Annotated in this window: 6 protein-coding genes; all 6 read right to left on the bottom strand. The window is 42.6% G+C overall.

All coding sequences use genetic code 11. The annotated features are described in order from the left end of the window. Positions 1–122: 122 nt before the first annotated feature. The 6 genes from EWV68_RS13470 to psaA all read right to left on the bottom strand — a co-directional run bounded on the left by EWV68_RS13470 (position 123) and on the right by psaA (position 10,601). On the bottom strand, positions 123–2,429 hold the full coding sequence (locus EWV68_RS13470) for a dynamin family protein (protein ID WP_287170088.1): 2,307 nt from the start codon (positions 2,427–2,429) through the stop codon (positions 123–125). A 12-nt stretch (positions 2,430–2,441) separates the two neighbouring features. After that, positions 2,442–2,894 (bottom strand): hypothetical protein, encoded by a 453-nt coding sequence (locus tag EWV68_RS13465; RefSeq protein ID WP_239697991.1) that lies wholly within the window; start codon positions 2,892–2,894, stop codon positions 2,442–2,444. Beyond that, on the bottom strand, positions 2,894–5,323 hold the full coding sequence (locus tag EWV68_RS13460; protein WP_061430692.1) for a dynamin family protein: 2,430 nt from the start codon (positions 5,321–5,323) through the stop codon (positions 2,894–2,896). The genes EWV68_RS13465 and EWV68_RS13460 overlap by 1 nt, the downstream gene beginning before the upstream one ends. A 93-nt stretch (positions 5,324–5,416) precedes the next feature. Beyond that, positions 5,417–5,908 (bottom strand): DUF29 domain-containing protein, encoded by a 492-nt coding sequence (locus EWV68_RS13455; RefSeq protein ID WP_061431060.1) that lies wholly within the window; start codon positions 5,906–5,908, stop codon positions 5,417–5,419. A gap of 54 nt (positions 5,909–5,962) precedes the next feature. After that, positions 5,963–8,176: a photosystem I core protein PsaB gene (gene psaB / locus EWV68_RS13450; protein ID WP_046661662.1), complete on the bottom strand. Its 2,214-nt coding sequence runs from the start codon at positions 8,174–8,176 to the stop codon at positions 5,963–5,965. Positions 8,177–8,354: 178 nt separating this feature from the next. Continuing rightward, positions 8,355–10,601: a photosystem I core protein PsaA gene (gene psaA / locus EWV68_RS13445; protein WP_045362886.1), complete on the bottom strand. Its 2,247-nt coding sequence runs from the start codon at positions 10,599–10,601 to the stop codon at positions 8,355–8,357. Between the last annotated feature and the right edge of the window lie 480 nt (positions 10,602–11,081).

Below are 11,081 nucleotides of genomic sequence, written 5' to 3'. Positions count from 1 at the left end.
CGCATTTAAAGCACTTATTCTTAAGATTAGCCGAATCTCCCCCAATCCCTTTACTGTTGCCTCTTGCCTCTTGCCTCTTGCCTCGTCTCAACAAGCAATTTAAATGCGCGGGCAGCTTAACGCTACTGAGAGGAACTATTTCTTTTCAAGGCAATTGCTAATTGTCTCAGTCGTTCACTAACTTCTAAATTAAATTCTTGAGATTGCAAATTAGCGGGTAATTCTGCTACAAGCTGAGGATTCTCTTTATACCATTCGTTTTGGGCGACACCTGCCCATGTTCCTTCTTTTTCTCGAAAAATATCCACTAATCCTCTTAATTCTTGAATACAGTAGGACTCAAATCCTGCCGCTTCAAAAATACCATTGCGTAGATATTCTTCAAAAGCGTTAATATCATTAGTTACTTCAAAGGTAACAACCTCTCTGGGTGGGGTTAATTGGTCGGCTAAATCGATAACTGTATCTACCGTCATTCCGATAACGTTTTTGGCAATTTCTGTTACACCTAACACCTGTTGACGAAGACTAGGATTAAAGAGTAAATCAGAACCATATTTAACGTATTTTTTTAAGACCCTAAAAGCAGGTTCATCTCCTTGATAATAGTTATCAATCAGTTCCACATCAGCCCCTAAGGATTTGACAATTTGGCTGCGGGTATCACTGTTAACCGGTCCGCGAATTAATGCTTCAGCAACGGGACGAGCAAATCTTAAAAATAACACTGATAAACTATTTTCTAAGCGAGTTAAAAACTCCTGCTCTGAATAACCAATAAGTCGTTCTTTTACTTGAGAACTTCCCCATAATAAAGAGGACATATAATCGACTAATTTTAAGGCTTCATCTTTTAACTCTGCCGCTAATTGTCGAGCAAGGGCAGCCAAAAATGTTCTAACATCCCCATACAAGTCATCCCGCCAAGCATAATTAGCTCTTACTTTGTCGAAGTCTGGAAAAGAATTTGCGTCAAAAATAATTTCTTTTTTTCTTAAAGTTTCTTGTCTTAATTTTGCCATTTCACTGGCTAACAATTGCCTATAGCGTTCTTTAAATTTTTCGATACTACTGGAAGATTCGTTATTAACTTTTTCTAAGGGTTTGTTAATGACGGATGTTTCATAAAAATTTTGTAAATCAGCTTTTATCTGTTCCCATTTTCTATGCCACCATTCTGAAAAATCAATTCTTCTTCTTTCCTCTTCAAAGCGTTGTGCTTCTTCAGGATTTTCGGGAAATCTTTGACTGACAAGATGATGAATGTCCTCTGAGGTGCTGAGAATTTTATCAATGGAAGCTTCACAGCGTTTCTTGAGAATTGCCACTCGCTCAGTATTAATATAATTAAAGATTTTTTGTTTAATTTCAGGGATTCCTGTCGCTTGAGTTTTTAACATTTCATCATCTATAATTCCAGTTAAAGTTTTTAATTTATCTTGAATATTGCTGGCTTGTCCGATTTCTAATTGAGTAGGTTCTTCCGCCAGATTATTTAAGATTAAATAAGCTCCTGCTGAACCAGAAACAATGCGATTAACAGGTAAATTAGCGCGTTTTAACCAATCCTGAGAGGCTTCTGTAATATGAGTTTTAAGGGCTTCTGGGCTACCAAGAGAGTCAATATGACTTAAAAAGACAAATAATTTATCAGCAATGGTGACATTCTTATCACCTTGTTCTGTAAATTTAATAATTTCTAATTCGGCTTCTCTAATACTGCGAAAACGCTGAATCACGATGACTGCATCACAGTCGGATAACATTTGTTGGGCTTCATCAACGTGCTTGGCTAACCCAGAATCTGAACCAGGGACATCATAAAAGACGATTCCTTCTGCTTGAGCGAGTTTATTAGTATAAAGTCGGGCTTCTAGGACTGCATGGGCGTATTTTTCATCGGCAACGTATTTTTTTAGTTGTTCTCGGATGTCTTCTAGTCGAGTAAAAGGAATAACTAAATTACCTTCCTTTCTGACTTGTTGTAGAGTGATTTCGTTTTCTCTAATGGTTTTTAAGTCTTCTTTTGCGCCAACGGTTTCTAATTCTTTGAGGAGATGAATAAATTGTTCTTCGCTGCGGGTTTGCACTTCTAATCTTTGTTCAGATTCGCTTTTAACGGAATAAATTTGAGTGGTGGTAAAGGTACATCTTCCTCCTTTGGCAGGAAGTAAATCACATTCTAACCATGCGTTAATAAAGGTACTTTTTCCTGCCTTTTCTAAGCCAACCACAGCAATACGAAATTCTTTTTTTCTCAGTCTTTCGAGTTGACGGTTAGCAGGTATTGCCTCTTGCAGGAGGATTTCTGTTAATTGAGAGGGAACTTCAGCTTGGGGGAGTTTGGCTAAGTCAACGGCAAAATGTTGGATATTTAAGACATCACTGAGACGGGTTTCATAGTAGGATGAGGCAGATTTCCAATCCATTAAATTAACTCCTTAAATACGGTTGAATTTTCTGAGAATAGAGACATTTTTGAGAAACCCTATCTGTATAACTTTTCCTGTTACATTAAGTGGCAGTTCTCGCTTCATTCCATACTGAGTTTCTTTACCAATGATATTACCTCCATTTTTGAGATTAATTCTAACGTAGAATTTTAATCGACTTTCCGAAGAGGGTTCTTCGTCGATAATCTCCACAGATATATTTTTAGACTCTGGCACACATAAAAATTCTGTAGCACAATCAATTAATCTTACAACATCATCTCTACTAAGAGGATCCCCTTTCCGCAACTTATAAACTTCTGATGCAGGAACGGCTAGACATAAAGAAGCTGTTGAATTACCTTGCTTTGTAGAACGAGTCTTGTCCTTGTCTATAGTATTAGATTTTATGGAAGATACAAATTCACGAAATTTTTTGCCAATATTCAAAACATCTTTCACTAATTCACATCCTCTTTTTCAAAATTTTCTAATTCAGCGAGGTTTTGTTCTAAAAATTTAGCTCTTTCTTGGATAGGTTTCCATATAATTTGTGTTTCCTCGTAGTTAGTGGTTATTTCCTGTTGAGCTTTTTCTAGGCTCGTTAAATAGCTATTAAAAATATCATTGGTTTTATGATCTACATTTTTTTTTAAATCATCAATCTGTTCTAATAGCCATTCAAACATTAAACATAACATTTCAGGTTCGCCCTGTTGCTGGAATTGATGAATCCAATTCTGTAAAAGAGTTTCAGGGCTGGGAATTTCTGCAATCATGCTTTCCTTTTTTTTCATCCATAGCCAGTGTTTAAAACTTCTGTAAGTACCAGAACTGATTTCAATATCAGACTCCAAATTAAAGTCAAATTCCAGTTTTCTAGTAAATGTATTAAGTTCAGATTGTGGAAATTTTATAACAAAATTTGGTGCTTTTTCTTCAGCACCCTTTTCTATATGTTTAATATGAAATCTAAACAATTCAGATACAGATTCCTCTATTCTGTTAATCTCCTGAGCAGACACTCTCTTTAATATTTGCGATAAGATGATAGTTAAATGAATTGATAAATTATTTAACTCTTTCTTAATTATTTGAAGATTTAATTTCTCTTTATCCCTTTTTGCTGTGATTAATAAACCATTTCTTGCAGCTGAACCTGTATAGCCCAATTGAATCAGGATATACAAGTTGTTTTTTAGCATATTAACCTGATTAATATTGGCTTTTTTAAAGTTGATATTGTCCAAATCAACTCTGCCATTATCTAAAGATTTAACTACTGCTTCTAAGACGTTGTTAATAACAGTCTTTAGTGCCTCTCTCCACTCAACTAAGGGAACTAATTTCTCTTGAATTTGGTCATAAGGGGGAGTAAATTGAAGTTCATTGATAGCCTCTCTTAAACTAGCTACTAAATTATCGGCTGTTTTGGTATCAATATCTAATTTTTCAAAAACGGCTAGAGGCTGTCTTAATTTGGCATTACTAGCTTGGAGAAAAGAATCAAGATTTTCTTTTGTTTGTGATAACAATTCAGATTCTTGCTGATAATTCTCTTCTGAACTGTTAAGAATTGCCGTGGTCGTTTGTACTGCCCATTGTGCAATACTATTTCCCGCCGCTACATTAAATTTTTCTATAGCTTGGGGAATAACTAATTTAGGAAAATGTTCTGCTATGTGCTTGCTTAGTTTGTCTTCAAATTCTTCTGCATAGGATTGTTTGAATAACTCTTTAGCAATTTGTTCTTGTTGAGAGACAGTCCATTTTTGAGGATCATTATCTAATTCTCCCTTTCTAATAGCATTCTTAATTAAGAATTGAAAGTGATCAATAGCTTGTTCATGGGGTCTTAATAGTTGATTAATTCTACTTTGATCGTGTTCTGACCATTTATCTTTTATAGTAGGTAACTCTTCTAAAATATCTTCAACTAATTCTTTATTTTCTTGGATTTGCAAAGCCAATAAAGCTGGCCATGTACTTAGTTTCAGAATTGTCAAATTTTCAATCTCTTCATTGTACTCTCTTAGTTGTTTTGTTAATTCTAATTTAATATTCTTGGTAGTCTTTTCAATAAAACGCTGTTCACTCCTCGGCCATCTTTGATCTTTTCTAAAAACATCAATTTTATTGAGAATAAATAGCATTCGTGCAGGAGAGCCTCCTAAATCTTTAACTTGATCAACAACTTCTGATAACAAATTATCAACTTTGTAAGGATCTGTTTCTTCACTATTATAAGTCACTAAACATAAAGCCTCACGACACTGTTTAATAATAGCTAGATTTCTCTCATCTCCGACATAAGATAATCCGGGTAAATCTAATAACTTAACTCTAACCCCTTTAGGCAATTCTAAGAGACTTTCATCTTTAACCAGTCTGAAAGGATAATAAATATTTGCTTGAGGACAAGCTAAATTAGGTTGTTCTTCTCTAGCATCAATATAACTACTCATTGCATCATATAAAAGGTCATAAATTTCCTCATCGCTAATATTTTTCCATTCACCACATTTCCACAAGGCTCCCGGTGTTTTTTCAATAATTAAACCTTTTTCTTGGTTATATTCAATCGTAACTGCTCCTGCACTCATTTCACTGACGGCGGTTGGTACAATATCAGCACCACAGAGGAAATTCACTAAGGTACTCTTACCACTGCTCGTCGTGCCAGTCGTCGCTAAAATCAGGGTAGGATGGCGCAATTCATTGATTAACACTTCTAAAGCTTTCTCTAGGTTACTAGAAAGTTCGTGGATTTCACCATGATAGGATTCAGGCAAATGCTGAATAATCTCCGTTTTGAAGTCACCCCAATAACCCGCTAGAAGGTTAGCTTTATTTTCCACTGCTTGGAAAACTTCGTAAGATTTTTGACCCATAATACTCTATCGCTGACAGAATAAGCTGATTCAAGAATAAGCCACAACTTCATTATAACGATAATTTTCTTTCTTGCCTTTAATTCTCGTGTTCTAAACTGGTAAAAAGTCAAAATCTATAATTTCCGCAAAGGTATAAGGACAAACTTGCGGAAACGTATCCAAAGATAAACCAGTTTTTTTGATCACCGATCGCTTGGCTTTATCATAAATTATATCTAGCCTAGAAGCCCCATAATTGTAGAGGGTTTTTGACTGGAATAAAATTTCTAGTTCTAGACGAAAATTATCGATTTTATCGGCCCATCCCCAGCCACAATTACCTTTTTCAGTCAGCCAATACTGATACATCAATAAATGTTTAACGGTTTGAATTAGATAGCTTTCCACTTGGTTTCTTTGTTCTCTCCCCAAATCTTCTATCTCCGTTAAAAGATGTTCCCAATCTAAATTTTTAATCTCCCCGCGTCGAATTTGTTCGGTGGTTCGCTCAATCCACAAAACAAAGTCCTGATCATAAAGTTGTTTTAATTCTTCCACCTGCATAGATTTTTGAGATTGAGCCGCGCTTTTATTATCGATCATAAACAAAACCCCCCACCAATGGGCGGGGGGTTTTTTAGTCACCTAATTCAAGGTTTAGCCGAACTTGCCAGCAGTAGAAGCGATCAAGAAGGCGGCGTAGGTGAAGATATAGCCAACGGTGAAGTGAGCTAAACCAACCAAACGAGCCTGAACGATCGAGAGAGCCACGGGTTTGTCTTTCCAACGAACGAGGTTCGCCAGAGGAGTGCGTTCGTGGGCCCAAACGATAGTTTCGATCAACTCTTGCCAGTAACCACGCCAAGAGATCAGGAACATGAAACCGGTTGCCCAAACGAGGTGTCCAAAGAGGAACATCCAGGCCCAGACAGAAAGGTTATTAACACCGTAGGGGTTGTAACCGTTGATTAACTGAGCCGAGTTAGCCCAGAGGTAATCGCGGAACCAGCCCATCAGGTAGGTGGAGTTTTCGTTAAACTGAGCCACGTTACCCGACCAGACACCGAGGTGTTTCCAGTGCCAGTAGAAGGTTAACCAACCCAAGGTGTTCAACATCCAGAACATGGCTAGGTAGAAGGAATCCCAAGCAGAGATGTCGCAAGTACCGCCACGGCCGGGACCGTCGCAAGGGAAGGAATACCCGAAGTCTTTTTTATCGGGCATTAATTTGGAACCACGAGCGTCTAAAGCACCTTTAACCAGGATTAGAACGGTGGTGTGTAAACCAAGAGCGATCGCATGGTGAACGAGGAAGTCGCCAGGACCGATGGTTAAGAAGAGGGAGTTAGTGCCGCTATTGATCGCGTCTAGCCAACCGGGTAACCAAACATCACCGTAGTTAGGATAGGCGGTGTAAGCGATACTATCAGGGTTAGACAACAGTACGTTCATGCCGTACAGGGTTTTACCCGAAGCTGCTTGCACGAATTGAGCGAACACAGGTTCGATCAGGATTTGTTTTTCGGGAGTACCGAAAGCGACGACCACATCGTTATGAACGTAGAGGCCGAGGGTGTGGAAACCTAAGAAAAGGGAAACCCAGCTTAGGTGAGAGATGATCGCTTCTTTATGCTCCAGCATCCGGGCCAGGACGTTATCTTTGTTCGCTTCGGGATCATAGTCACGCACGAAGAAGATAGCACCGTGGGCGAAAGCACCCACCGCTAGGAAACCAGCGATGTATTGGTGGTGGGTATAAAGAGCCGCTTGGGTGGTGTAGTCCTTAGCGATAAAGGCATAAGGGGGTAGCGCGTACATATGCTGCGCCACCAGAGAGGTGATCACGCCTAAAGAAGCGAGAGCCAAACCGAGTTGGAAGTGGAGAGAGTTGTTAACCGTGTCATAAAGATTTTTGTGACCGGCTCCTAACTTACCACTGGGGGGTTTGTGGGCATTGAGGATGTCCTTGATGCTGTGACCGATGCCCCAGTTGGTGCGGTACATATGACCAGCCACAATGAAGATCACAGCGATCGCCAAGTGGTGGTGAGCCATATCGGTTAACCAAAGGGACTCGGTTTGGGGATGAAAACCACCTAAGAAGGTGAGAATCGCAGTTCCTGCGCCTTGGGCAGTACCGAAAATGTGGTTAGCAGTATCGGGGTTTTCTGCATACACACCCCAGTCACCGGTGAAGAAGGGTAGTAAACCCGCCGGGTGGGGGGGAGTGGAGAGGAAGTTGTCCCAACCAACGTGCTGACCGCGGGATTCGGGGATAGCAACGTGAACGAGGTGTCCGGTCCAAGCCAGAGAGCTAACACCGAACAGAGCGGCGAGGTGGTGGTTCAGGCGAGATTCAGCGTTTTTGAACCAAGCGAGGCTAGGACGGAACTTAGGTTGTAAGTGTAACCAGCCAGCAAAGAGGAAAATCGCCGAGAGAATCAGCAGGAACACCGCACCTTGGTATAGGTCTTGGTTGGAGGTCATACCGATGGTGTAGAACCAGTGGTAAACCCCGGAATAGGCGATGTTAACCGGATTAGAAGCGCCAGCTTGGGTGAAGGCATCTACCGCGCCTTTACCGAACTGGGGATCCCAAATCGCGTGGGCGATGGGACGGATGTTTAAGGGATCTTTGATCCACTGCTCGAAGTTACCTTGCCAAGCGACGTGGAATATGGTACCGGAAGTCCACAGGAAAATGATTGCAATGTGGCCGAAGTGCGACGCGAAAATCTTTTGGTAGAGATTCTCTTCCGTCATGCCATCATGACTTTCAAAATCGTGGGCTGTGGCGATCCCGTACCAAATCCGACGGGTAGTCGGATCTTGGGCTAGATCTTGGCTAAATTTAGGGAATTTAGTTGCCATAGCTGTTTAGGAAATTCTCCTCTCTAAATAACTGAGGCTCTTACACGAGTGCTGGTTATTTCCTTTTTTCAATTCACCCACTGTAATAGGAAACGCTTACAGTGGTATCGGTCAATCGACGCTGGTTCAGCCTAGTCTTGCCAATCCCCGGGGGACTGGCAAGCCCTTATAGGCAAGTTTAGCCAATCGAGAGACTTCTGGCCAAGAAGAATGCCCAAGTGGTGACAATACCGCCTAAGAGGTAGTGAGCCACACCAACGGCACGACCTTGAATGATGCTCAGGGCGCGAGGTTGGATAGCGGGGGCAACTCTTAACTTGTTGTGCGCCCAGACGATCGACTCGATTAATTCTTGCCAGTAGCCGCGACCACTGAACAGGAACATCAAGCTAAACGCGAAGACGAAGTGACCGGCTAGGAACATGATTCCGTAGGCAGACAGAGCAGAGCCATAGGAATTAATGACTTGCGCTGCTTGCGCCCAGAGGAAATCCCGTAACCAACCGTTGATGGTGATGGCACTTTGGGCGAAGTTACCAAGGGTAACGTGGGTGACAGTGCCATCGGGGGCGACGGTTCCCCAGACATCGGACTGCATTTTCCAGCTAAAGTGGAAGATTACGACCGAGAGGGAGTTGTACATCCAGAACAGGCCGAGGAAGACGTGATCCCAACCCGAAACTTGGCAGGTACCGCCGCGACCGGGACCATCGCAGGGGAAACGGAAACCGAGATTCGCTTTATCGGGAATCAGACGGGAACCGCGAGCGTAGAGAACCCCTTTGAGGAGAATCAACACCGTTACATGGATGGTGAAGGCGTGGATGTGATGCACGAGGAAATCGGCAGTACCGAGAGTGATCGGCATCATGGCCACTTTGCCACCCACTGCTACCACGTCGCCACCGAAAGCATAACTAGCAGTAGTGAGAGCGTTAGGAGCGGTGTTGCCGGGGGCTAGGGTGTGGAGACTTTGTACCCATTGGGCAAAGATGGGTTGTAGTTGAATTCCCGTATCCGAGAACATATCTTGGGGACGACCAAAAGCCCGCATGGTGTCGTTATGAATGTATAAACCGAAGCTATGGAAGCCGAGGAAAATACATACCCAGTTCAGGTGGGAGATAATTGCGTCGCGATGACGGATCACGCGATCGAGCAGGTTATCGACGTTTTTGGCCGGATCGTAGTCCCGTACCATGAAGATCGCTCCGTGCGCTCCCGCACCGACGATTAGGAAGCCACCGATCCAAGTGTGGTGAGTAAACAAGGATAGTTGGGTGGCGTAGTCCGTCGCCTGATAGGGATAGGGCGGCATGGCGTACATATGGTGGGCCACGATGATGGTTAGCGAACCTAAGAGAGCCAGGTTAATCGCTAACTGGGCGTGCCAAGAGGTGGTCAGGATTTCGTACAGTCCTTTGTGACCTTGACCGGTGAAGGGACCTTTGTGGTTTTCGAGGATTTCCTTCATGCTGTGACCGATACCCCAGTTGGTACGGTACATATGACCGGCAATGATGAATAATACAGCGATCGCCAAGTGATGGTGAGCGGTATCGGAAAGCCAGAGACCACCGGTCACGGGGTTCAAGCCACCTTTGAAGGTGAGGAAATCCGAGTAAGCACCCCAGTTAAGGGTAAAGAAGGGGGTCAAACCCTGGGCGAAACTGGGATATAAATCCGCCATCTTGCTCGGTTCGAGAATGAACTCGTGGGGCAAGGGGATGTCTTGGGGAGCTACTCCAGCATCGAGGAGTTTGTTCACCGGTAAAGAAACGTGAATCTGATGACCAGCCCAACCTAGGGAACCTAAGCCGAGTAAACCCGCCAAGTGGTGGTTCATCATCGATTCCACGTTTTGGAACCATTCCAGTTTCGGTGCGCTTTTGTGGTAATGGAACCAACCGGCAAACAGCATCAGGCCCGCCATAACTAAACCACCGATAGCGGTGCAGTATAGCTGATAGCTGTTGGTGAACCCGGAGGCGCGCCAGAGGTAGAACAGACCAGAGGTGATCTGAATACCGTGGAAACCACCGCCCACATCGCCGTTGAGGATGCCTTGACCGACGATCGGCCAGACCACTTGGGCGCTGGGTTTGATGGCGAGCGGGTTGGTTAACCAAGCTTCATAGTTAGAAAATTTCGCGCCGTGGAAGTACATTCCACTCAGCCAAACGAAGACAACGGCGAGATGTCCGAAGTGGGCGCTGAAGATTTTCCGAGAAATATCTTCGAGATCGCTGGTTTGACTATCAAAATCGTGGACGTTGGCGTGTAGGTTCCAAATCCAGGTAGTGGTTTTGGGTCCTTTGGCTAAAGTGCGATCAAAATGCCCCGGCTGACCCCACTTCTCAAAGGAAGTAGGTACTGGGTCTTTATCTACAATCACTTTAGCTACCGCTTTGGGGGGGAGTGCCATGAGGATTCTCCTCTCTCGACAATAGACTTAGCGTTTTATTTGAGGATAGATTTTTTAACCTAAAAAAGGCAAGTTGAAATCTGACCCACCTTTTGTTAATGTCGCTTGACTTTCCTCTTGGGTGAGATTCCAGTCGAAAGCATCAATAGTAGATGATAAGTCTTTGTTCTCTTGTCTGTTCGTTATGCTTAACAATAATTAAAATTCTCTCAATCCTTGATAGGAGAGACATTTTCTGCTATGGACGGTCTTAGTCAGGGTCAGACCAGTGATTTTTCTTTACAAAAGTTTATCAATTGTCGCTCTGGAAGCCGATTTCCCCCTTTTCTCCCTCACCAGACCATATAGAAAATTCAATAGATAGGGCTTGCTGAATAAATCTAAAAACCTTGTTGGGTAAGACTTTTAGACCTTTTGTCAATCAAAAAGTACTGGATCTGGGAGTGATCGGGGGGAAATTTAGGCACTTTTTCCCTGAAA

The organism is Microcystis sp. M_QC_C_20170808_M9Col (genome assembly GCF_007095495.1).
Classification (GTDB): domain Bacteria; phylum Cyanobacteriota; class Cyanobacteriia; order Cyanobacteriales; family Microcystaceae; genus Microcystis; species Microcystis aeruginosa.
The sequence above is the reverse complement of the archived record's forward strand: the minus strand, read 5'-3'. Positions and strand labels throughout refer to the sequence as shown.

Bases quoted from the DNA above. Each gene is read 5' to 3' on its own strand.
- psaA (WP_045362886.1), bottom strand. From the start codon at position 10,601: ATGGCACTCCCCCCCAAAGCGGTAGCTAAAGTGATTGTAGATAAAGAC.
- psaB (WP_046661662.1), bottom strand. From the start codon at position 8,176: ATGGCAACTAAATTCCCTAAATTTAGCCAAGATCTAGCCCAAGATCCG.
- EWV68_RS13470 (WP_287170088.1), bottom strand. From the start codon at position 2,429: ATGGATTGGAAATCTGCCTCATCCTACTATGAAACCCGTCTCAGTGAT.
- EWV68_RS13455 (WP_061431060.1), bottom strand. From the start codon at position 5,908: ATGATCGATAATAAAAGCGCGGCTCAATCTCAAAAATCTATGCAGGTG.
- EWV68_RS13460 (WP_061430692.1), bottom strand. From the start codon at position 5,323: ATGGGTCAAAAATCTTACGAAGTTTTCCAAGCAGTGGAAAATAAAGCT.